Raw genomic sequence first — 21,623 nt, 5'->3', positions numbered from 1 at the left:
ATGGTGGTGAGCCTGCTGGCCTGTGGCTCCTCCGGGGCCGCTGGTGGCGGCTCCTCCGGCTTGTCCATCCTCGACGACCCCATCCTGACGTACGGGCTGCCGGTGAGCCTATCGAGGAGGAGCGGCACCAAGGTAATCAACCGGATATTCCTCCACGTCGTCCTGAGAGAAGCGGAGAAATGGAGGAATAAGGAGGGAATGGTAGCGATTCAGCCCGGCTGACGAAACGAGGGTGGGGTCATGAAGGTCGGCGTTCCCCGCGAGGTCAAGGACAACGAGTACCGCGTGGCGCTCACCCCTGCGGGCGTCCACGAGCTGGTGCGCAACGGCCATCAGGTCTTCGTCGAGCGGGAGGCGGGCGTCGGCTCCGCCATTCCGGACATGTACTTCAAGGCGGCGGGGGCCGTGATCCTCGACACGGCGGACGAGGTGTGGGACGAGGGCGACCTCGTGCTCAAGGTGAAGGAGCCGGTGGCCGAGGAGTACCACCGGATGCGCAAGGGACAGGTGCTGTTCACGTACCTGCACCTTGCGGCCTCGCACGACTGCACCACGGCGATGCTCGACTCGGGCGTCACCGGGGTGGCGTACGAGACCGTGCAGACGACGGGCGGGGCGCTGCCGCTGCTCGCGCCCATGTCCGAGGTGGCGGGCCGGCTCGCGCCGCAGGTGGGCGCCTACCACCTGATGCGCAGCGGCGGCGGGCGGGGCGTGCTCATGGGCGGCGTGTCCGGCGTGCGCGCCGCGAACGTCGTCGTGATCGGCGCCGGGGTGTCCGGCATGAACGCGGCGGCCATCGCGCTCGGCATGCAGGCCGAGGTCGTGCTGCTCGACCGCAACATCGACAAGCTGCGCCAGGCGGACCTCATCTACCAGGGTCACTGCCAGACGATCGCCTCCAACACGCTGGAGGTCGAGCGCGCGGTCCTGGAGGCGGACCTCGTCATCGGCGCGGTGCTGGTGCCGGGGGCGCGGGCGCCCAAGCTGGTGACCAACGACCTGGTCAGCCGCATGAAGCCGGGCTCGGTGCTGGTGGACGTCTCCATCGACCAGGGCGGCTGCTTCGAGGACTCGCGCCCCACCACGCACGCCGACCCGACGTACCGGGTGCACGAGTCGGTGTTCTACTGCGTGGCGAACATGCCGGGCGCCGTCCCGCACACCTCGACGTACGCGCTGACGAACGTGACGCTGCCGTACGCGCTGGCCATCGCCGACCTGGGCTGGCGGCAGGCCATGCGCCTGGACGCGGAGCTGGGGCGCGGGCTGAGCACCCACGACGGTCACCTGACGAGCCGCCCGGTCGCCGAGGCCCACGGCCTGGCGTGGACGCCGCCGGAGGACGTCCTCGGCCGTCCCGCCTAGCCCGCCCGGGGATTCAGATGTGCTCCATGACGAAGACCGCGCTGGTGTCCGGGGCTAGGGCGTCGAAGATGTGGGGCACGTCGCCCGGGTAGGTCACGTAGTCGCCCGGCCGCAGCTCCACCGGCTCCTCCGCCGGGCCGGCCAGGGCCCGGCCGGCGGCCAGGACCACGTGCTCGACCGTGCCGGGCGGGTGCGGCGTTGACAGGCGGGGCTCCCCCGGCCGGGCCACGACCCGGTACAGGTCGCGGCGGGCGTTCGGCGGGCAGGAGGCGAGCAGGGTGGCCGCGTAGCCGGCGACCTCGGAGTGGGTGGCGGGCCCCTCCCCCGCCCTGACCACGCGGGTGGCGGGCCGGGGCGGGTCGACGAGCCGGCTGAACGGCACGCCGAGCGCGGTGGCCAGCGCCCAGAGCGTCTCGACGCCGGGGTTGCCCGCGCCGGACTCGATCTGCGACAGGGTGGACTTGGCGACGCCGGCCCGCTTGGCCAGCTCGCTCAGGGACAGGCCGGCGCGCTCGCGCTCGCGGCGGAGCGAGGCGGCGATCACCGCGATCAGGCCGGGCTCACCGGCGGTGCCGCTTCCCACAGTTGTTCGCTCCTCCGGGGCGTTCGCTTCTCCAGGACGGTCGTTCGGTTTGACGAACGCCGGACGGCTGGTCCACTCTGACGATACAACCGTTCGGCACACCGAACACCGGAGGGATCAGCATGCCCCATGCCGGCATCCTCGCGCACAGCACGGAGGGCGCGGCGCTCTGCTTCCTGGAGTACTGCCAGGAGGGCTTCCGCCGCACCGGGCGCAACGAGCACCCGGACGTGACCCTCGACTACATCGCCATGGGCCGCAGCATGCCCGCCTGGGACGCCGGCGACCACGCGGCCGTCCGCCGGACCCTGGCCGTGAGCGTGGACCGCCTCGCCAGGGCGGGCGCCGCGTTCTTCGCCTGCCCGGACAACACCGCCCATCTGGCCCTCGAACACCCGGGCCCGGACCTGGCGCTGCCCGGCCTGCACATCGCCGAGATCGTGGCCGACCGGGCCGCCGCGGAGGGGCGGCGACGCGTGGGCGTGCTCGGCACCAGGTACACCATGGACGGGACCGTCTACCCGCGGGCGCTGGCCGCCCGCGGCCTCACCGCCGAGGTCCCCGGTCCCGCCGACCGCGAGACGGTGAACCGGATCATCTTCGAGGAGCTGGTCAACGGAATCTTCACGGACGCCTCCCGCCGGGAGTACGTCCGGGTCGTCGAGCGGCTCGCCGCGAGAGGCTGCGACGCGGTCGCGCTGGTCTGCACGGAGATCCCGCTGCTCGTGACGCCGGACGTCTCCCCGCTGCCGACGCTCGACTCCACCCGCCTGCTCGCGCGGGCCGCCTACGAGGTGGCCGTGGGCGAGCGGCCGCCGCCGTCGTGGCGCGGCGGCCCGCTCACGTCGTGAGCGGGCGCCGGGCCGCTACTTGCCGCTCTGGGTGGGGCTGGCGGTCGGGGCGAGGGTCTCCATCGGCTGCTGCTGGTCGCCCTTCGGCTCCGGCGGCAGCGGGGCCTGGTCGGCCGTCGAGGTGATCGCGTCGGGGCCGCCGCAGATGGCGCCCGGCTCCGGGGTGTCCTTGCCGTTCTGGAACTTCTTGATGAACGCGGGCAGCTTCGGGTCGTCGGGGTTGTCCAGCTTGAGCTGGTGACCCCAGGAAGACGCCACGATCGGCGACGGCAGGTTGGGGTACGGGCTCACCAGCATGAAGTCCTTCTGGCCCGTGCTGGAGGCGACGCCGCGGAGCTTGTCCACCTGCTGCTTGGGCAGGTCCGGCCGGTAGGTGATCCACACGGCGCCGTGCTCCATCGAGTGGACGGCGTGCTCACTGTGGATGGGCTTGTCGTAGATGTCGCACGCCTGCCAGTAGTTGTTGTGCTGGCCACCGACGGGCGGGGTCTCCTTGTACGTCACCGGGGTCCACACGTGCTGGCCCGCCTCGTAGGAGTAGTTGGACACCGCGTCGAGCGAGGTCTCCTTGGCCTGCTTGACCAGGTAGAAGCCGACGACGCCCACGAGCAGCACGACGACGAGCCCGCCCGCGCCCCACATGAGGAACGCCGCGCGCCGCTCCTTGCGCTTCTGCTCGGCGCGCATCTTCTCCAGATGCTCGCGCCGGGCCTGCGCCTTCTCCTTCATCCGTCCTCCATCGGCGTGCCAACTCCGGGCCACCCTATGCCCTGGAATCGTATGGGGAGAATAAGGCGGACTTAAGCCACCTGACGCCCGGTGCACATGCGGCCGGAAGGCGGGGATCAGGCCGCCGGGATGGGTACGCTGGACACGCCATGGACAACCCCGAAACCCCAGCAAGGCCCGCCCGGTCCGCGCGGAGCACCCTGCTCGCCGGCTGCGCCGTCCTGATCGTCGCCGTCGCGGCGCTCTTCCTCCTGGTCGGCCGGGGCGGCGCGCCGGCCGACGCCTCCCCCGAGGCCGGGTTCGCCCGCGACATGGCCGCCCACCACGCGCAGGCCGTCGACATGGCCTTCACGATCAGGGACGAGAGCCAGTCGCGGGAGATCCGCAACCTGGCCTACGACATCATCACCACCCAGTCCAACCAGCGGGGGATGTTCCTCGGCTGGCTCCAGCAGTGGGGGCTCGACCAGGCCACCGACCTGCGGCCGATGGCGTGGATGAACGGCCACGGCCACGGCGGCGGCACGGCGGCCCAGCCCGGCGTGATGCCCGGGATGGCCACCCCCGAGGAGCTGACCCGGCTCAAGTCCCTCCGGGGCAAGGAGGCCGAGGTGCAGTTCCTCCAGCTCATGATCCGCCACCACGAGGGCGGCGTGCAGATGGCCCAGGGGCTGCTGCGGCTGTCCGACCGGGAGGAGGTCGCCGGCATGGCCGACAAGATCGTCAAGGGTCAGACGGGCGAGATCAAGCTCATGACCGACCTGCTCAGGGCCCGCGGCGCCCAGCCCCTCCCCAGCATCCTCAAGTGATCCCCCGGCCGGCCGGCGCGGGTCCCGGATGCCGCGACGTGAGCGGGCTCGGATGAGCGGCCGGGCGGTCGTCGTCGGGTCGGGTCCCAACGGGCTCGTCGCGGCCGTCATGCTCGCCGCGGCCGGGCGCGAGGTGGTGCTGCTGGAGGCGGCCGAGCGGTTCGGCGGCGGGCTGCGCTCGGAGGAGCTGACGCTGCCGGGCCGCGTCCACGACGTGGGGGCGACGGTCATGGCGCTGGCCCTGGCCTCGCCCGCGTTCCGGGAGCTGGGCGTGGAGCGGATGGTGGAGTTCGCGCACCCGCCCGTGGCCGCCGCCCACCCCCTCGACGACCGGCCCGCGGTGCTGGTGCACCGCGACGCCCGCCGCACCGCCGAAGGGCTGGGCGTGGACGGCGCGGCCTGGCGGGCGAGCGTGGGCGCGGCCGCGCGCGCCGGCCTGCCGCTCACCGACCTGCTGCTGAGGCCGCTCGGGCCGTGGCGCGGCGGTCCCCGGGCGTTCGCGTCGGCGGCCGGGTTCGGGCTCGCCGGCCTGGCGCCCGCCACGGCGTTCGCGCGGCGGGTGTTCCGTACCACCGAGGGCCGGGCCGTGTTCGCCGGGATGGCCGCGCACTCGCTGCTGGACCTGCGCGCGCCGCTCAGCGGCGCGTACGGCCTGATGCTCGGCGCGCTGGCGCACATGGTGGGCTGGCCGCTGGTCAGGGGCGGGTCGCAGGCGCTGGCCGACGCCCTGGTGGCCAGACTGCGCGAGCTGGGCGGGGAGGCGGTCGCCGGGCATCGGGTACACCACCTGGGCGAGCTCGCGGAGCTCGACGCCGGGACGGTCGTGCTCGACGTGACGCCCCGGCAGTTCCTGGAGATGGCGGAGCTGCCCCCGGCCTACCGGCGGCGGCTGCGGCGCTACCGCTACGGGCCGGGGGCGTTCAAGCTGGACTGGGCGCTCGACGGGCCGGTGCCGTGGCGCGACCCGGCCGTCGCCTCGGCCGGCACCGTCCACCTGGGCGGCACGCTGGAGGAGATCACGCTGAGCGAGGCCGAGACGGCGCGCGGACGCCACTCGCCGCGCCCGTACGTGCTGCTCGTCCAGCCGTACGCGGCCGACCCCACCCGCGGCGGCCACACGCTGTGGGGTTACTGCCACGTGCCCAACGGCTCGGCCGTGGACATGACGGCCGCGATCGAGGCGCAGATCGAGAGGTACGCCCCGGGGTTCCGGGACCGGGTGCTGGCCCGGCACGCCATGGGGCCGGCGGCGCTGGAGTCGTTCGACGCCAACCTGGTGGGCGGCGACATCGGCGGCGGACTGGCGAGCCTCGGCCAGTTCGCCCGGCGGCCGGTCTGGTCGCCGGCGCCGTGGCGCACCCCGCTGCCGGGGGTGTTCCTGTGCTCGGCGGCGACACCGCCGGGGGCGGGCACCCACGGGATGGGCGGCTGGCAGGCCGCCCGCCTCGCCCTCCGCGCGGGCTAGCCCCTGCCGGGTTCCTCGCCGGGTTCCTCGCCGGACCCGACGCCGAGCTCCTCGGCGAGGGCCGCCGCGAAGGCGTCCACGTCGGCCTCGGTGGTGTCGAAGGCGCACATCCAGCGCACCTCGCCCGTCGCCTCGTTCCAGGTGTAGAAGCGGAAGCGCTTCTGCAGGCGCTCGGTGACGTCGCGGGGCAGGATCGCGAAGACGGCGTTGGCCTCGACGGGCCGCGGCACCCGCACGCCCGGCAGGCCGCGGACCGCCTCGTCCAGCCGCCGGCCCATGGCGTTGGCCTGGCGGGCGTTGCGCAGCCACAGGTCGCCCGACAGCAGCGCCTCGAACTGGGCGGAGACGAACCGCATCTTCGACGACAGCTGCATGAGCGTCTTGCGGAGGTAGTCGACGCCCCGGGCCGCCTCGGGATCGAGCACCACGACGGCCTCGCCGTACAGCATGCCGATCTTGGTGCCGCCGAAGGAGAGCACGTCGACGCCCGCGTCGGTGGTCAGCGCCCGCATGGGCACGTCGAGCGCGGCGGCGGCGTTCGTCAGGCGGGAGCCGTCGAGGTGGACGAGCAGGCCGCGCTCGTGGGCGTGGGCGCAGATCGCGGCGATCTCCTGCGGCGTGTAGACGGTGCCCAGCTCCGTGGTGTTGGAGATGGACACCACGCGTGGCTGGGCGCGGTGGACGTCGCCGAAGCCCCACGCCTGCCGGTCGATCAGCTCGGGCGTGAGCTTGCCGTCGGGCGTGGGGACCGTGAGCAGCTTGATGCCGGCGACCACCTCGGGGGCGCCGCCCTCGTCGGTGTTGATGTGGGCCGTCTCGGCGCAGACGACCGCCTCCCAGGGGGCGAGCATGGAGCGCAGCGAGACGACGTTGGCGGCGGTGCCGTTGAACACCGGCCACGCGCGGGCCGTCTCGCCGAAATGCCGGCGGAAGACCTGGCCCAGCGCCTCGGTGTAGACGTCGTCGCCGTAGGAGATCTGGTGGCCGCCGTTGGCCTCGGCGATGGCCTGGAGGATCTCGGGGTGGACGCCGGCGTAGTTGTCGCTGGCGAAGCCCTTGAGCGAGGGGTCGTGCCGTGGTGTCACGTCGTGAGGTCCTGTCGGGTTCCGTTGATCTCCGTGGCGGGCCGGTCGTAGAGCCCGTCGACGGCCTGGGCGAGGTCGCGCACGTCGGTGAACCCGGCGAAGCGCGCCTCCGGCTTGGCCGCGCGCATGGCGTCGTTGACCAGCGCCTTGACGACGAGGATGACGGCTGCTGAGCGGGTGTCGCGCAGCGCGTCGGCCAGGGAGAGGGTCCACGCCTCGGCGGCGGCCTTGGCGGCGGCGTAGGCGGCGCCGCCCGCGGTGGGCCGCTGCGCCGCCTGGGCGGAGACGACCACGAACCGGCCGTTGGCGCTCCTGCGCAGCAGCGGCTCGAACGCCAGCGAGACGTGCTGGAGCGTGCGGATCAGCAGATCGTGCAGGGCGTCCCAGTCGCCGAGGTCGGTCTCGGCGAAGCTCTTGGAGCCGCGCCAGCCGCCGACGAGGTGGACGACGCCGTCGACGAGGCCGTGCTCCTTCTCCACGCGCGCCGCGAAGGCGTGGACGGCGTCGCGGTCGAGCAGGTCGACCTCGTCGCGGTCCACGGCGATCACGGTGTGCCCGCCGGCGCGGAAGTGGCCGGCCACGGCCTGACCGGTGGGGCCGCCGGCCCCGGTCACCACGACGATCATCCCCGGATCCCCTTCGTCGACTCGACCACGTCGGTCAGCTTACGACGCAGCGCCTCGTAGAACATGCTCAGGGGGAACTCGTCGGGCAGCACCGCGTCCACCTTGGCCTTCTGCTCCTCGGGCAGGGCCTGGACGCCCTTGGCCCAGGTCGAGGCGGGGTGCGGCTCGACGTAGGCGCTGACCAGCTCGTAGGCGGCCAGCCAGTGGGCCAGCTTGGAGCGGTCGATGCTGTCGCGGTAGAGCTTCTCGACCTCGCCGCGCAGGTCGGCGACGCCGTCGGCGACCCGGTCCCAGTCGATGGTGAGCCGGTTGTCGGTCCAGCGGACGATGTCGTTGCGGTGCAGGTAGGCGAACAGCAGCTGGCCGCCGAGCCCGTCGTAGTTGCGTACCCGCTCGCCGGTGATCGGGAAGCGGAAGAGCCGGTCGAACAGGATGGCGTGCTGGACGTAGCGGGCGTGCGGCACGCCCCGCGCCTCCAGCTTGACCGCCTCGCCGAACGCGGTCAGGTCGCAGCGCAGCTCCTCCAGCGAGTACAGCCAGTACGGCATGCGCTGCTTGATCATGAAGGGGTCGAACGGCAGGTCGCCGTGGCTGTGGGTGCGGTCGTGGATGAGGTCCCACATGACGAACGTGTCCTGGGCGAGCTGCTGCGAGGCGAGCAGCCGGGCGGCGTCCGGCGGCAGGTCGAGCCGGAGCGTGGTGGTCGCCGCGCCCGACACGCGCCGGAACCGGGCGGCCTCGCGGTCGGCGAAGATGCCGCCCCAGGTGAAGCGGGCCGGGGCCTGCCGCACGGCGACGGTCTCGGGGAAGAGCACGGCCGAGTGGGTGTCGTAGCCGGAGGTGAAGTCCTCGAAGGCGATGGGCACGAACATCGGGTTGTCGTAGCCGCCGGCCTCCAGCTCGGCCAGCCAGCCGGGCCAGATGGTGCGCAGCCAGACCGCTTCGAGGTTGCGGTTCGGGTTGCCGTTCTGGGTGTACATGGGGAACACCACGAGGTGCTCCAGCCCGTCGGTCCGCTGGGTGTCGGGGTGGAAGAGCTCCAGCGAGGCGAGGAAGTCGGGGACCCCGAGGTCCTGGCGGGACCAGGCGGCCAGGTCGTCCTGGACGGCCTGGAGGTAGGCGGCGTCGTGCGGGAAGTGCGGGGCGAGCTCGGCCACGCGGGCGGCGATGACGCCGACCAGCTCCTTGGCCCGCTCCTTGTCCTCCGGGACCGAGCCGTCCTTCACCTGGAGGGGCCGCAGCTCCTCGACGGCGGCCTTCAGCCCGGCGAACAGCCCGGCCTTGACCTCGTCGCGGCCGGCGGCCGAGGAAGCGCCGGCGGGGACGCGGGCGGCCCAGGTGACGACGTTGCTCCAGAGCTGCCGGTGGTCGTGGTCGTCGAGGGAGTCGTCGCCGAACAGGTCGGAGTCGGCGAAGACGACCACGCGGCCCTCGCCGTGGGTCAGGGCGACGGCGAGCGGGGCTCCGGCGGGGGCGGCGTCCGGCGAGGTGGCGAACAGGACGGTGGCGTCCGGGTCGGCGGTGAGGACACCGGAGCGGTAGAAGCAGGCGCTCTTGACGCCGGCGAGCAGGCCGTCGCCGGTGGCCGGGGCGGCGACGACCCAGGTGGCCACGCCGCGGTGGGCGTTCCTCGGGTCGCGCACGGTGGTGTGACCGACCCCGACGCCGAAGCGGGCGAGCAGGTCGGCGAGGTTGCTGCCGTACTTGTCCTGCTCCTCCTCGGCGAGCACGACGAGGCCGCCGCCGCCGGCGACGAAGTCACGCACGGCGTCGAGCTCGGCCTCGGCGAAGACCGGGGAGCCGAGGCCGGTGGTGCGCTCCCATCGCTCGTCCGCCGGATGCGCGATGACCAGCACGTCCTGGTCCTGGAGCGCTCCAGCCGTCAGCGGGCCGCCGGTGTGGGCCGTCACCGTGTGCCCCAGGTGCCGCAGCAGGTCGGCCGCGCGGGCGTAGCTGCTGTCGTCGGGATGGGCGGGGTTGATGGTCTCGGCCACGTCGCGGCGGATGGACCACGACTCGCTGTGGGCCTCGTCGAACAGCACCCTGGGGAAAGCCTGCATGAAAGATCTCCTGTAACTCCCGCTTTCAAACGGAAAATATACACACAGACCCCCGAAGCATCACAAAAGGCTTCCGGATGCTGAGACTCAGGAGGCTCCCGGACGCACCACCCCCGACTCGTACGCGAAGACGACCGCCTGCGCCCGGTCACGCAGGTGCAGCTTCATGAGCACCCGCGCCACGTGCGTCTTGACCGTGGCCTCGCCGACGAACAGCTCCCTGGCGATCTCGGCGTTGGTGATGCCGCGGGCCAGCAGCCGCAGCACCTCCAGCTCGCGCGGGGTCAGCTCGCCCAGCCGCGGCGAGGGCGTCGGCTCGCGGCGGCCGGCGAAGGAGGCGATCACCCGGCTCGTCACCGCGGGGTCGAGCAGCGCGTCGCCGGCGTGGACGACGCGGATGGCCTCCAGGAGCTGCTCCGGAGGCGAGACCTTCAGCAGGAAGCCGCTGGTGCCGGCCTGCAGCGCGGCGTACAGGTTCTCGTCGCTGTCGAAGGTGGTCAACGTGATGATCTTGGGGGGCGACGGCGTCTCGAGCAGCTCCCTGGCCGCCGACAGCCCGTCGAGGCGGGGCATGGAGATGTCCATCAGGACGATGTCGGGACGGGTGCGCCGGGCCACGGCGACGGCCTCCCGGCCGTCGGCGGCCTCGCCCACGACGTCCATGCCGGGCTCGGCCTCCAGGATCATGCGGAGGCCGGCCCTGATCATCGCCTGGTCGTCCGCGATGACGATGCGTATGCTCACACGCGGGAGACTAGACGGCCACGGGCTGATGGGACACCCAGGTCAAGCCGCGCGCAAGTGGCTTCCAAGATCACAGATTCGGAGCGGGTCAGGAGAGGCGGACGCTCTGGCGGACGCGCGCCTGCACGGCGTCGTCACAGGTGTTGCGGGCGCAGAAGTACAGCAGGAGCATCGGCTTGGGCTTGCGGTCGACGACGTAGCCGACGAAGCCGAGCCGGACGCCGCTGTCGCGGTCGGTCAGCGACCCCGTGTAGCGGGTGGCGGGGCTGGTGCCGGCCTGCTCGGTGACCGGCCCGCTCACGTCGATCTTCCCGGGCAGCAGCCCTTCGAGCATGGCCTTCATCTGCGTGTCGGTGGCCGTGGTGCTGAGGGTGTCGGAGACCTGGACGTACACGCCGGCGGCGCTGTCGGGCTCCTCGGTGATGAGCGGGGTGACCGGCGCCCAGTCCGCCCCGGCTCCCGAGACGAACATCGACTCGAACTCCGTCGCGTGCGGCGAGACCACCGCGAACAGGTCCTCGTGGGTGCGGACCGTCCAGTCGGCCGGGTACTCGAAGCTCACCGGCGCGGCCGTGGTGGGCCGGTAGCGGGCCCACGACTCGCCCCGCTGGCTCACCACGAGCAGCACGACGAGGACGAGCGCCGCGACGGCCGCCGTGAGCGCGGCCGCGATGATCGGCAGCCGGCCCGGCTTCCCGATCCGGCCCGTCCCGCCCGGGGCGGCCGGCTCCCTCCGCCGTACCGGGACGGGGCCGGCCGGCGGCTGGACGAGCGGCTGGACGAGCGGCTGGGCGAGCGGCTGGGCGTCCAGGTGGCCGCTCATCGCGTCGCGCAGCGCGGCCACGAACGCCCCGCACGACGGGTAGCGCTGCTCGGGCGACTTGGCCAGCGCCCGCGCCATCACGGTGTCGACCTCGGGCGGCAGCTCGGGCCGTACCTGGGCCAGCGGCGTGGGCTGCTCGGCCAGGTGCGCCCACAGCAGCGCGATGTCGTTGTCGCGCTGGAACGGCAGCCGCCCCGACAGCGCCTCGTACACGACGCAGGCCAGCGCGTACTGGTCGCACCTGCCGTCGATGTGCTCCTTGTTGATCTGCTCGGGCGACATGTACCGGGGGGTGCCGATGAACTGGTCGGTCTGCGTCAGCCCGGAGATCGACGTGCGGTGCTTGGTGATGCCGAAGTCGGTCAGGTAGACGTGGTCGCCGGCCAGCAGGATGTTGGCCGGCTTGACGTCGCGGTGGATGAGGTCGTGGGCGTGCGCGGCGTCGAGCGCGGCGGCCACCTGCGCGAAGATCTGGCTGGCCTGGGCGAGCGGCAGCGGTCCCCGGTCGTAGATGAGGCGGCGCAGGTCGAGCCCGTCGACGTAGCGCATCGAGATGTACAGCACGCCGTCGGCGTCGGCGTTGGCCTCGTAGATGGGAATGATGTTGGGGTGCTCGATGCTGGCGACCGTCCTGGACTCCAGGATGAACCGCTGGCGGAAGCGGTCGTCGACGCTCAGCACCGGGTTGAGGATCTTGAGCGCCACGCGCCGGCTCAGCCGGGGGTCCAGGGCCAGGTAGACGACGGCCATGCCGCCCTTGCCGACGATGTCCTCGATGTAGTACCCGGCCACCTCCTGGCCGATGAGTGATCTGTCGTTCACCTGCGTCACGTCTCGCTGGGGTGACCGCAGTAGCCGCAGAACCGGTGGGCGGCGCCCAGCCGCATCCCGCAGGCCGTGCAGTACTTGACGGACGGTTCCTGCGCGGTCAGCACCTGCTTCTGCTGCGGGATCACCGCGAACGGCTGCGAGCGCCGGACGACCACGGTCTGGCCGGCGCTGTCGTCCAGCGGCTGTGCGGGCGCGGTGACCAGCGGCGGCGGCTCGGGTTTCGGCTCGGGCGCGCGGCGGCGCCGCCACAGCAGGAACGCCCCGGTCGCCGCGGCCAGGAACAGCACCGCGGCGGCCACGATGAACGGCCACAGCGGGGTGGAGGCGCGCGGCGGCACGGCGACCGGCCTGACGCCGCGGTCCTCGGGGCCGCCCCGTTTGGCCAGGGAGTCCTTGAGCAGCGCGGCGGCCACCACGTTGCCCGGATAGAGCTCCAGCACGCGCTGGAAGCCGGGCGCGGCCTCCGTGTAGTACTTGGTGTGGTAGCGGGTCAGCGCCGCCTCGAACGTCGAGTCGATCGCACCCCGGCGCGGGGCGACCCCCGCCTTGGCCAGGGCCGCCGTGACCTCCCTGATGCCGATCATCCTGGCCGCGTTGCCGCCGCCGATGAGCAGGCCGACGACGTGGCCGTCCTTGTCGCCGATGACGGGCGCGCCGCGCAGCCCGCGGTCGGCCAGGCCGGCGAGCTTCACCGGCTCGTCCACCTTCTTCTCCGGGTCGGCGAACGGCCTGCCGTTCTCGCCCGCGCCGCCGCCCTTGGCCAGGTGGGCGATCTCGACGGTGTTCTGCACGGTGGGGCCGGGGCGGCCGAGGAAGCCGGCCACGTTGGTGGGCGAGCCCGCCGACTCGGGTACCCGGTCGGCGAGCGGCGCGGTGGGCAGGCCGACACTGCCCACGACCCTGCCGGACGTCTGGAGCACGGCCGGGGCGTCGGGGCCGGAGCCCGCCCTGACCAGGTCCGCCTTGAGCCCCTTGGGGTCGGCCGGGGAGACGTTCGGGAAGACCGTGATGTCGGTCCTGATGGCGAAGATGCAGGTGGCCTTGGAGGTCAGCGGCGGGTAGCACTGCTGGAGGTGGTGGTCGAGCACGTCGTCCTTGAGCTTGTGACGCTCGAAGTCGGCCGGGATCTTCACCTTGTGGTGCTCGGCGAAGATCTTGTTGGCCGCGTAGACCGCGAGGTCCTGCTCGCTCTTGACCACGCGGGTGAGCGTGACGATGGCCCCCTCGGGGTTGACCACGGTTCCGGTGCCCACGCCGATGGGCACCTTGTAGGACCGTTCCACGTGCACCAGGTCCCGTATGTGGTCGAGGAGCGTTATGTCGATGTGCGCGGTGGCCTCGACGCGGACCACGGCGGGGGTGACGAGGTCGGTGACGCCGCTGGGATGCTCGTGCGCCGCGGCCGGGAGGGAGAGAGGGGAAAGCGGGAGGAACAGCGCCGTCAGCGCCACAGCGGCGCCGCCGGCCAGAGCTGTGAGACGAGCCATCGCCGCTCCGTTTCGCAGGATTGTAAACAGCGTCCCAATCACCTGCCGTAAGTCAAGAGAGCCGCGGATAGACAAGCGCTTGCTTGTTGTCTACCGTACCGGGATGGGCTTCGCGATCGGCGTGGACGTCGGTGGCACCTTCACCGACGTGGTGCTGCGCCGTCCCTCTGGCACGGTCACGGTGGCCAAGTGTTTGAGCACCCACGACGACCCCATCGCGGGGATCGTCACCGGCGTTACGCGCGTGCTCTCCGGCCTCGACCCGGCGCTCGTGACGCGCGTGGTCCACGCGACCACCCTGGCCACCAACGCGGTGCTGGAGCGCAAGGGCGTGCGGGTCGCCTTCGTCACCACCCGGGGGTTCCGCTCGGTCGTGCCGCTCGGCCGCTACGCCCGGGTGGAGGAGGACCGGTACGACCTGCGGTTCACACCCCCTCCGCCGCCCGTCGAGCCCGGCGACTGCTTCGAGGTGACCGAGCGGATCTCCGCGCGGGGGCAGGTGCTGACCCCGCTCGACGAGGGCTCCGCTCGGCTGGCCGCCGCGGAGATCGCCCGCCGGGGCATCACCTCGGCCGCCGTGTGCCTGCTGCACTCCTACGCCGAGCCCGCCCACGAGCGGCGCGTGGCGGCGATCCTGCGCGAGCTGGTGCCGAACGTGGTGGCCTCCTCCGAGGTGTGGCCGGAGATCCGCGAGTACGAACGGGCCACGACGACCATCATGTCGGCCTATGTCGGGCCGCTGATGGCGTCGTACCTGTCCCGGCTGGAGGACGCCCTGGCCGCGCTGGGCGTGCGCGCGCCCGTCCACGTCATGGAGTCGGGCGGCGGCGTCCTGTCGGCCCGCCTGGCCGCCCGGCGGGCCGTGGCCACCATCGAGTCCGGGCCCGCGGCCGGGGTGCTCGCCGCCGCCTCCACGGGCATGTCCACCGGCATCGCCGACGTGATCTCGTTCGACATGGGCGGCACCACCGCCAAGGCATGCGTCGTGCGCGGCGGCCGGCCGGAGATCACCCACGAGTTCCACGTCGGCGGCAAGGGCAGCTTCGGCGGGCGGCGCGCCGGGACCGGCGTGCCGATCAGGACGCCCGCCATCGACCTGGCCGAGGTCGGGGCGGGCGGCGGCAGCGTCGCCTGGATCGACGCCGCCGGAGCGCTGCGCGTCGGCCCCCACTCGGCGGGCTCCTCCCCCGGTCCCGCCTGCTACGGCCTCGGCGGCGGCGAGCCGACCGTCACCGACGCGAACCTCGTCCTCGGCTACCTGGGCTCCGCCTCCATCCCCCTGTCGCCGCCGCTCGCCGGCAAGGCCCTCGACCGGCTCGCCGAGCCCCTCGGCGTGCCGCGGGCCGAGGCCGCCCACGCCGTGCACGCGATCGTCAGCGCCGCCATGGCCGCGGCCGTGCACGTGGTGACCGTGCAGAGGGGGATCGACCCGCGCGGGTTCGCGCTGGTGGCCTTCGGCGGCGCCGGGCCGATGCACGCGGCGCGGGTGGCCGGGCGGTTCGGGATCGGCCGGGTCGTGGTGCCCGAGCACTGCGGGGTCGCCTCGGCCGCGGGACTGCTGCGGGGCGAGCTGTCGACCGACCGGGTGCTGACGCGGCTCGACGCCGGGGACCCGGAGGCGGTCCTCGCCGCGCTGGCCTCCGCGGCGGCGGCCGACCTCGGCGTGTCGCCGGGCGAGCCGGGCGTGCGGGTCGAGCGGTCGGTGGACGCGCGCTTCCTCGGGCAGTCGCACGACCTGACGGTCGCGTGGGAGCCGTCGCGGGAGGCGGTGGAGGCCCGCTTCTTCTCCCGGTACGCCCAGGTGTACGGGATCGAGCAGCGCGGGGAGGTCGAGCTGGTCGGCTACCGGGTCCGCGTCACGCTCGCGGCCCCGCCGGAGCCGCCCGCGGAGCCGTCCGCCGAGCCCCGGCCCGGGGGATCGCCGGGGAACAGGCTCGCGTACTTCGCCGAGCTGGGCGGCTACGCCGGCACGCCCGTGCACACGCGCGCCACCCTCGGCCTCCTCCCCCGCCTGCCCGGCCCGGCGATCGTCGAGGACGCCGAGTCCACCATCGTCGTGCCGCCCGGCTGGACCGCCCTGCTCGGCCCCGGCCGGGCCGTCCACCTCGTCGCCGCGTCCGAGGAGGCTCCGGGTGCCTGACACGCTCACCGCGGACGTCCTGCGCAACGCCCTCGTGGTGGCCGCCGAGGAGGCGAGCATCGTCGTGGTCCGCTCGGCCTACTCGACGTTCATCGTCGAGGGCTCCGACGCCTCCGCCGCCCTCCTGGACGCCGGCGGGCGGCTGATCGCCCAGTCCATGGCCACGACCCTCATGAACAGCATGGCGCTCAAGGTCGCCCTGCCCGAGCTGGTCGCGGACGTCCCGCTCGCCGCGATGCGGCCCGGCGACGTGTACGTGCTCAACGACGCCTACCGGGGCGGCGTCCACACCAACGACCTGCTGGTCTACCGGCCCGTCTTCGTCGGCGGGCGGCCCGCGTACTTCACCGCCGCCATGATCCATGTCTCGGACCTGGGCGGGCTGTCGGCGGGCGGCATGGCGCCACTGGCCACCGACATCTTCCTCGAAGGGCTCCAGCTCCCGCCCGTCCGCCTGGCGACCGCCGCCGGGATCGAGCCCACGGTCGAGGCGATCCTGCGCGCCAACAGCCGTACCCCGGACAAGGTCATGGGGGACGTGCGGGCGCTGATCGCCGGCACGACGGTGGCCGCCGCCCGGCTCGGCGCGCTCGTCGAGGAGTACGGCGAGACGGGCCTGGCCGAGGGCGTCGACGCGTACCTCGACCACACCGAGGCCCGCACCCGCGCGGCGCTGGCGGAGCTGCCGGCGGGCCGGTTCGCGGCGTCGTACCCGATCGACGACGACGGCATCGACACGCTCACCCCGCACCACATCCGGGTCGCCCTCACCCTCCATCCTTCGGGGGGAGCCGGCGCGGGCGCGGTGGTGGACTTCGCGGGGACGGACCCGCAGGTGCCGGCCGCGATCAACGCGTCCGCCTCGCAGTCGCTCGCCGCCGCCGTCTTCGCGGTGCGCTGCTTCCTGGACCCGGCCATCCCCATGAACGACGGCTGCCTGCGCGCCGTCGACGTGCGGTTGCCGCCCGGCTCGCTGCTCGACGCCCGCGCCCCGTACCCGTGCGGCGGCCGGTACGTGCCGATCTACGCCGCCATGGAGGCCGTCTTCCAGGCGCTGTCCGACGCGGTGCCGGAGCGGGCGATCGCGGCGAGCGGGATCCTGCAGCCGTTCTCGATCGCGGCCGTGGGGGCGCCGTACTGGATCCACCTGGCCTACGACTTCGGCGGGGTCGGCGCGCGGCGGGGGCTCGACGGGCCGGACGCGACGGGCGTGCACTTCGGGATCGGCCGCAACTCGGTGCCGCAGGTGGAGCCGGTGGAGAGCCGCTGCCCGCTGGTGGTGGAGTCGATCGAGACCATCCCCGACTCGGGCGGGCCCGGCCGGTTCAGGGGCGGGCTGGGGTCGCGCACGGTGTACCGGTTCCTGGCGGACTGCCACGTGACGACCCGGGGCGACCGGCTCCGCCTCGCCCCGCCGGGCCGGGACGGCGGGCTGCCGGGGCGCGTCGGGGGCTTCTACAAGCGCCACCTGGACGGGACGCTGGAGCGGCTGGCGTCGAAGGTGAACAACGTCCGGTTCGGCGCCGGGGAGGCGTTCGTGGTGGAGACGACGGGGGGCGGCGGGATCGGCCCGCCGCTGGAGCGGGACCTCGCGGCGGTGGCCGAGGACTTGCGGGCGGGCCGCGTCTCGTTGCGCGGCGCCGTCGAGGACTACGGCGTCCGAGCCGACGCGGACGGCACCCTCGGCCGCGATGCCGCATGAGGGCCTCATACTCTCCAATCTTCCGTAAAATTCCCTTTCGTTCCTCAAGGAAGGGAGCGTTACGGTACTTTCCATGCACAACCAAGACGCGCTGTCGATCTACAAGTCGGACGCCGGCGCGAACGAGATCCTGCGCCGCTACCGGGAGGCGCTGCGCACCTGGCCGGTGTCCGCCGACCACATCCACACGCCGACCCGCCAGGGTGAGACCTTCGTCATCGCCTCCGGACCCGAGCACGCGCCCCCTGTGGTCCTGCTGCACGGCTCCGGCACCAACACCGCGATGTGGCGCAGCGACGTCACCGCCTGGTCGCGGCACTTCCGCGTGTACGCCATCGACCTCATCGGCGAACCGGGCCTGAGCGCCCCCTCCCGCCCACCCCTCGCCTCCGACGCCTACGTCCTGTGGCTGGACGAGGTGCTCGACGCGCTGGGCATCACCAGCACCGCGATCGTCGGCATCTCACTCGGCGGCTGGATGGCCCTGGACTATGCCACCCGCAGGCCCGGCCGGGTGACGCGCCTGGCCCTGCTGTGCCCCGGCGGAGTGGGCAGGACCAGGTCGGCCTGGCTGCTCAAGGCCGTCCTGCTCCGCCCCTTCGGGCGCCGGGGCATGCGCCGGTCCGCGCGCAGTGTCGCCGGCCTGGACAGGCAGCGGGACGAATCCATCCTCGACGACCTGGTGCTGACCTTCACGCAGTTCAGGCCACGCCGGGCGCAGCTGCCCAGGTTCTCCGACGACGCGCTGCGCCGCCTGACCCAGCCGATGCTGGTGACGCTCGGCGAGCGCGACGCCCTGTTCGACTCCTCCGACACCGCCCGGCGCGTCCGCCGATGCGTCCCCCACGCGGCCGTGCGGCTCCTGCCCGGAGTCGGACACTCGATCTTCGGTCAGACCGACTCCATCCTGGCCTTCCTCCGCGCTCCCCGCGGTTGACATGCGCGGCGTATCGCAGAACCGGAATCCCCAGCCCCGTACCGGCGTCCGGACCGATACGGGCGGTGAGCTCAGCCGCGGTGACTGAGCAGGTCCGCCGGGTCGAAGCTGACGGGGAACGGGGCGTGCAGCTCGGCGACGGTGCCCGCCTTGTGCGCCACCGGCGGCCGGTAGGTCGTGCCGTCCAGCTCGTGGACGTAGATCGTGGGGCCTTCGTCCGTCTCGACGCGCCAGTACAGAGGGATGCCGGCAGCGGCGTAGGCCCCAGCTTTCAGCAACCTGTCCTGGGCCCGGCTGCTTGGGCTGACCACCTCCACGGCAAGCCGGACATCATGCGGCGAGAACATCAAGCCCACGCTCTCCGTCGCCGCAGCGGGCACGACGACCACATCGGGGATCCATAGATCCACGTCGCTGCCCCGAAGAGTCACGGTCTGCAGGAGCTCCAGCTCGAGAGGGGCGGCGGCCCCCAAGATGATGCAGATACGGCCGGTCACGCGCTGATGCAGCGGTGTGGGGACAGGGCTCACCAGGAGGCTCCCGGTGAAGAGCTCATAGCGATTCCCGTCGTCCGGGAATGTGAGCAGGTCGTCGACGGTGAACGGTGGCACGCCTGGAAGGACCGTGCTTCCGCTGGTCGGTTCGGTCGTCGCCATTGCGAGCACCCACTCATTGTCGCGGATCTCGCCCTCGGTCACATGCTACTTCCCCGATATTCGTCACTCTTTGTCATGGGGCCGCCACGCTTCGGCGCCCGTCCGGACCGCCTGGTGGACGGCGCGGGCGAGGCGGGCGCCCCAGGTGGAGCGGGGGCCGCCGAAGGGCTCCGCCGGGCCCTCCTCCCGTACGGCGACGCACACCGCGTCCGAGGCCGTGCCCGTGCCCGCGAAGCCCGCCTCCACGAGGGCCTGCGTCTTCGCCTCCGTCACCGTCATGACGGCGTTGACCAGCGCCGCGTCCGTCATGGCCACCGGTAACGCGGCCACGATGTTGATCGTCCCGACCGGCGGCCGCGTGAGCATCGGGGCCAGCTCGGGGTCCGCGGCGCCCTCCGGGGCGGCGGCCCAGGTGGGGACGCGCAGCCCGACCGTGGCCACCGCCAGGACCCCGCCGTCCGAAGCCGTGACGCGGCGGTCGACCGAGGCGGCCGTCATCATGCCCACCCCGGGCCCGGGGGGCGCGAGCGAGGCCAGGTGGCCGGCCGGGTCCATGCCGGAGTAGCCCGCCATCACCTGGGCGTTCAGCACCCAGGCGCGCGGGCCGATGCCCCCGCCGAGCACCGCCGAGGAGATCATCCGCCAGCCCGGCCCGAACTCCCACAGCAGCGTCCCCAGCCGCGCCCCGTCCTCGTCACGGTAGGTGAGGTTCACGTCGCCTCCCGGCCTCCTCGGACGAGGTGGACGACGGGCCGCCCGCCGGGGCCCGGCCGGATCTGCACGGTCGCGCCGAAGTGCCGGCCGACGAGGTCCTCGGTGAGCACCTCGGCCGGCCCGCCGGCCGCCGCGACCCGGCCGCCGGCGAGCAGCAGCAGGGTGTCGGCGTACTGCCCGGCGAGGGTGAGGTCGTGCAGCGTGGTGACGACGGTGAGGCCGTCGGCGAGCCGGAGCCGGTCCACCAGCTCCAGCACCTGCTGCTGGTGGCCGAGGTCGAGCGCGGTGGTGGGCTCGTCGAGCAGGAGGACGGGCGCCTCCTGGGCGAGCGCGCGGGCCAGCACGACGCGCTGCCGCTCGCCGCCCGACAGCTCGCCGGCGCGACGGCCGGCGAAGTCCCCCAGGTCCAGCCGGTCGAGCACCGACGCGGTGACCTCCCTGTCGTGGCGGCTCTCGCGGCCCAGGTACGGGATGTACGGGGTGCGGCCCAGCAGGGCGTAGTCGAACACGGTCATGTCGGGCGGGAGCGCGGGGGTCTGGGGGGCGTAGGCCACGAGACGGGCCCGGTCCCGGGGGCGGAGGGCGCGCGACGGCCTGCCGCCGAGCGTGATCTCGCCCTCGTGCGGCAGCAGGCCCATGACGGCCTTGAGCAGGGTGGACTTGCCGGCCCCGTTCGGGCCGACGACGGCCAGCCACTCGCCCGGCCGTACGGACAGGTCCACGTGGTCGAGGACCGGCCGGCCGCCGAGCCGCACCGACACCCCGGCCGTGCCGATCACCGTCCCTGTCTCCGTCCCCGTCGCCGGGCCTGTCGCCGGGCCTGTCCTCGGGCCTGTCTCCGTCCCTGTCGCCGGGCCCCTCGTCGGGCCGGTGGCAGGGGCGGGCTCCATGCGGGTCATGTGGCGGCCCGCCGGGTCAGGCGCAGCACGCCGACGAAGAACGGCGCGCCCACGAACATCGTGACCACCCCGATGGGCAGCTCGGCCGGGGCGATGACGGTGCGCGCGACCACGTCGGCGAGCACGAGGAACGCGGCGCCGCCCAGCAGCGACAGGGGCAGCACGATCCGGTAGGAGCCGCCCGCGAGCCGCCGGGCCACGTGCGGGATGACAATCCCGACGAACCCGATCAGCCCGCTCACCGCGACGGCCGCCGCCGTGGCCAGGGACGCGGCCAGCAGCACCGCGAGCCGTACCCGCCCGGCCCGCACCCCGAGGCTGGTCGCCTCCTCGTCGCCGACGGACAGCACGTCGAGCATCCGCCCGTGCAGGAGCAGCAGGACGGCGGAGACGGCGGCGTACGGCAGGACCAGGCGGACCTGCTCCCACCCGCCGCCCACGTCGCCCATGATCCAGGAGTAGATGCGCTGGAGCTCCTCGACCTTGAACTGCTGGACGAACGTCTGGATCGCGGTCAGGAACGACGTGACCGCCACCCCGGCCAGCACGAGCGTCGCGGTGCCGCCGGAGCGCCCGGCGGTGTTGCCCAGCGCGTACGCGAGGACCACGCCGCCGACGGCCCCGGCGAAGGCCGCCACCGGCACGACGCCGGCGCCGGTGGGGAACAGCACGATCACGACCGTCGCCGTCAGCCCGGCGCCGGCGGCGGCGCCGAGCAGGTACGGGTCGGCCAGCGGGTTGCGGAAGACGCCCTGGTAGCCGGCGCCGGCCACGGCCAGCAGCCCGCCCACGATGCCCGCCAGCAGGACGCGGGGCAGCCGGATCTCGTACAGCAGGCCCTGCTCCACGGGGGCGAGGCCGGAGTCGATGTGGACCAGCGGCAGCCAGTCGAGCGCCTGGAGCGCCACCTGGCCGGGCGAGATGTCGGCGGCCCCGCCGAGCAGTCCGACGATCATGGACGCGGCCAGCACCGCCGCCGCCCCGGCCAGCCACAGCGGTCTGGCCCGGGACGGGGCGGCGGGGCTGAAGGTCCCCGAGGGCCACACGTACGCCTGGACGGAGAACCCCCTGGGCATCAACGGCTACTACCTCGTCTCCAGGGGCGACAAGACGCCGT

General features: G+C 73.4%; 20 protein-coding genes. 8 read left to right on the top strand and 12 right to left on the bottom strand.

Annotated elements, in window-relative coordinates; genetic code table 11:
- Nucleotides 1-222 carry a hypothetical protein gene (locus ABZS51_RS36145; RefSeq protein ID WP_355450907.1) on the top strand — a complete coding sequence of 74 codons (222 nt, stop codon included), beginning with the start codon at nucleotides 1-3 and terminating at the stop codon, nucleotides 220-222.
- An 18-nt stretch (nucleotides 223-240) separates the two neighbouring features.
- The gene (gene ald, locus ABZS51_RS36140) at nucleotides 241-1,365 is read left to right on the top strand and encodes an alanine dehydrogenase (RefSeq protein WP_355450904.1); all 1,125 of its coding nucleotides are present in this window, start codon (nucleotides 241-243) and stop codon (nucleotides 1,363-1,365) included.
- A gap of 13 nt (nucleotides 1,366-1,378) precedes the next feature.
- Here ald and ABZS51_RS36135 read toward each other — a convergent pair whose 3' ends face one another.
- Nucleotides 1,379-1,948, bottom strand: coding sequence for a helix-turn-helix domain-containing protein (locus ABZS51_RS36135; protein ID WP_310715928.1), 570 nt, complete (start codon nucleotides 1,946-1,948; stop codon nucleotides 1,379-1,381).
- A 122-nt stretch (nucleotides 1,949-2,070) separates the two neighbouring features.
- Between ABZS51_RS36135 and ABZS51_RS36130 the strand changes: the two genes are divergently transcribed.
- Complete coding sequence (locus ABZS51_RS36130; protein ID WP_355450901.1) at nucleotides 2,071-2,799, top strand: amino acid racemase; 729 nt, start codon at nucleotides 2,071-2,073, stop codon at nucleotides 2,797-2,799.
- A 15-nt stretch (nucleotides 2,800-2,814) separates the two neighbouring features.
- Here ABZS51_RS36130 and ABZS51_RS36125 read toward each other — a convergent pair whose 3' ends face one another.
- Nucleotides 2,815-3,528, bottom strand: a complete 714-nt coding sequence (locus tag ABZS51_RS36125) for a DUF3105 domain-containing protein (RefSeq protein ID WP_310715925.1) — start codon at nucleotides 3,526-3,528, stop codon at nucleotides 2,815-2,817.
- Between the two features lie 149 nt (nucleotides 3,529-3,677).
- Here ABZS51_RS36125 and ABZS51_RS36120 point away from each other — a divergent pair, with 149 nt between their 5' ends.
- Entirely contained in the window at nucleotides 3,678-4,337 is a 660-nt protein-coding gene (locus tag ABZS51_RS36120) for a DUF305 domain-containing protein (RefSeq protein ID WP_310715923.1), read from the top strand.
- 52 nt (nucleotides 4,338-4,389) lie between these two features.
- The gene (locus ABZS51_RS36115) at nucleotides 4,390-5,802 is read left to right on the top strand and encodes an NAD(P)/FAD-dependent oxidoreductase (RefSeq protein WP_355450897.1); all 1,413 of its coding nucleotides are present in this window, start codon (nucleotides 4,390-4,392) and stop codon (nucleotides 5,800-5,802) included.
- Here ABZS51_RS36115 and ABZS51_RS36110 read toward each other — a convergent pair.
- The 6 genes from ABZS51_RS36110 to ABZS51_RS36085 form a co-directional block, all read right to left on the bottom strand.
- Nucleotides 5,799-6,887: a low specificity L-threonine aldolase gene (locus ABZS51_RS36110; RefSeq protein ID WP_355450894.1), complete on the bottom strand. Its 1,089-nt coding sequence runs from the start codon at nucleotides 6,885-6,887 to the stop codon at nucleotides 5,799-5,801. The genes ABZS51_RS36115 and ABZS51_RS36110 overlap by 4 nt on opposite strands.
- Nucleotides 6,884-7,513, bottom strand: coding sequence for an SDR family NAD(P)-dependent oxidoreductase (locus tag ABZS51_RS36105; protein ID WP_310715917.1), 630 nt, complete (start codon nucleotides 7,511-7,513; stop codon nucleotides 6,884-6,886). Before ABZS51_RS36105 ends, ABZS51_RS36110 begins: the two co-directional genes overlap by 4 nt.
- A complete protein-coding gene (locus tag ABZS51_RS36100; RefSeq protein ID WP_355450891.1) occupies nucleotides 7,510-9,573 on the bottom strand; it encodes a DUF6421 family protein in 2,064 nt (687 codons plus the stop codon). Before ABZS51_RS36100 ends, ABZS51_RS36105 begins: the two co-directional genes overlap by 4 nt.
- Before the next feature lie 87 nt (nucleotides 9,574-9,660).
- Entirely contained in the window at nucleotides 9,661-10,317 is a 657-nt protein-coding gene (locus tag ABZS51_RS36095) for a response regulator transcription factor (protein WP_310715913.1), read from the bottom strand.
- 88 nt (nucleotides 10,318-10,405) lie between these two features.
- Complete coding sequence (locus ABZS51_RS36090; RefSeq protein WP_355450888.1) at nucleotides 10,406-11,962, bottom strand: serine/threonine-protein kinase; 1,557 nt, start codon at nucleotides 11,960-11,962, stop codon at nucleotides 10,406-10,408.
- A gap of 5 nt (nucleotides 11,963-11,967) precedes the next feature.
- Entirely contained in the window at nucleotides 11,968-13,458 is a 1,491-nt protein-coding gene (locus ABZS51_RS36085) for a hypothetical protein (protein WP_355450885.1), read from the bottom strand.
- Between the two features lie 103 nt (nucleotides 13,459-13,561).
- Between ABZS51_RS36085 and ABZS51_RS36080 the strand changes: the two genes are divergently transcribed.
- The 3 genes from ABZS51_RS36080 to ABZS51_RS36070 all read left to right on the top strand — a co-directional run bounded on the left by ABZS51_RS36080 (nucleotide 13,562) and on the right by ABZS51_RS36070 (nucleotide 18,237).
- Nucleotides 13,562-15,598 (top strand): hydantoinase/oxoprolinase family protein, encoded by a 2,037-nt coding sequence (locus tag ABZS51_RS36080; RefSeq protein ID WP_355450882.1) that lies wholly within the window; start codon nucleotides 13,562-13,564, stop codon nucleotides 15,596-15,598.
- A complete protein-coding gene (locus tag ABZS51_RS36075) occupies nucleotides 15,591-17,300 on the top strand; it encodes a hydantoinase B/oxoprolinase family protein (RefSeq protein ID WP_355450879.1) in 1,710 nt (569 codons plus the stop codon). The genes ABZS51_RS36080 and ABZS51_RS36075 overlap by 8 nt, the downstream gene beginning before the upstream one ends.
- A gap of 73 nt (nucleotides 17,301-17,373) precedes the next feature.
- The gene (locus tag ABZS51_RS36070) at nucleotides 17,374-18,237 is read left to right on the top strand and encodes an alpha/beta fold hydrolase (RefSeq protein WP_355450876.1); all 864 of its coding nucleotides are present in this window, start codon (nucleotides 17,374-17,376) and stop codon (nucleotides 18,235-18,237) included.
- 71 nt (nucleotides 18,238-18,308) lie between these two features.
- Here ABZS51_RS36070 and ABZS51_RS36065 read toward each other — a convergent pair whose 3' ends face one another.
- From ABZS51_RS36065 to ABZS51_RS36050, 4 genes are all read right to left on the bottom strand, one after another.
- Nucleotides 18,309-18,935 carry a Uma2 family endonuclease gene (locus ABZS51_RS36065; protein ID WP_355450874.1) on the bottom strand — a complete coding sequence of 209 codons (627 nt, stop codon included), beginning with the start codon at nucleotides 18,933-18,935 and terminating at the stop codon, nucleotides 18,309-18,311.
- A gap of 21 nt (nucleotides 18,936-18,956) precedes the next feature.
- The gene (locus tag ABZS51_RS36060; protein ID WP_355450871.1) at nucleotides 18,957-19,607 is read right to left on the bottom strand and encodes an adenosylcobinamide amidohydrolase; all 651 of its coding nucleotides are present in this window, start codon (nucleotides 19,605-19,607) and stop codon (nucleotides 18,957-18,959) included.
- Nucleotides 19,604-20,386: an ABC transporter ATP-binding protein gene (locus ABZS51_RS36055; protein ID WP_355450868.1), complete on the bottom strand. Its 783-nt coding sequence runs from the start codon at nucleotides 20,384-20,386 to the stop codon at nucleotides 19,604-19,606. Before ABZS51_RS36055 ends, ABZS51_RS36060 begins: the two co-directional genes overlap by 4 nt.
- A 116-nt stretch (nucleotides 20,387-20,502) precedes the next feature.
- Entirely contained in the window at nucleotides 20,503-21,462 is a 960-nt protein-coding gene (locus tag ABZS51_RS36050; RefSeq protein ID WP_355450865.1) for an iron ABC transporter permease, read from the bottom strand.
- Nucleotides 21,463-21,623: the final 161 nt, after the last annotated feature.

The organism is Nonomuraea sp. NPDC005501 (genome assembly GCF_040605905.1).
Taxonomy (GTDB): Bacteria; Actinomycetota; Actinomycetes; order Streptosporangiales; family Streptosporangiaceae; genus Nonomuraea.
This window is presented reverse-complemented; position numbering and strand designations above follow the sequence as displayed.